The sequence below is a fragment of the Mesorhizobium sp. M5C.F.Ca.IN.020.29.1.1 genome (assembly GCF_003997375.1).
GTDB classification, from domain to species: domain Bacteria; phylum Pseudomonadota; class Alphaproteobacteria; order Rhizobiales; family Rhizobiaceae; genus Mesorhizobium; species Mesorhizobium wenxiniae.
The window spans coordinates 1-461 of sequence record NZ_RZSW01001186.1; the positions used below are offsets into that span (position 1 = coordinate 1).

Annotated in this window: 1 protein-coding gene; it reads right to left on the reverse strand. The window is 68.8% G+C overall.

Features of this window, described 5'->3' with window-relative positions; all coding sequences use genetic code 11:
• Positions 1-461: tRNA-dihydrouridine synthase (locus tag EOA85_RS36965; RefSeq protein WP_206523520.1), on the reverse strand; the 461-nt coding region annotated here is incomplete at both ends.

Genomic DNA, 461 nt, shown 5'->3' on the forward strand with positions numbered 1-461 from the left:
CAGCCAAGATGCTTGCGCGCCTGGCGCACGCCGCTTTCGATGCCGTAGAGCGTTAGCATGTCCTCGTAGTGGGCAACGATGTAGTCGGCCAGCGCTTGCGGACTTTCGGGCACGCCGGGCGCCGCATCTTTTGCCGCGGCTGCCGCGATGCTGCCTGCCGTCCAGGGCGCGCCATAATGCGCGCGGCCGATCATCACCGCGTCGGCGCCCGACTGGTCGAGGATCATTGCCGCCTCCGCCGGCGATCCGACATCGCCATTGGCAACGACCGGGATCGACACGGCCTGTTTTGTCCGTGCGATGGCGCGCCAGTCGGCCTTGCCCTGGTAGAACTGGCAGCGCGTGCGGCCATGCACCGTCACCATCTGGACGCCCGCCTGCTCGGCGCGGCGCGCCAGCAGCGGCGCGTTGAGCGCGCTTTCGTCCCAGCCGAGCCGCATTTTGACCGTGACCGGCACCTC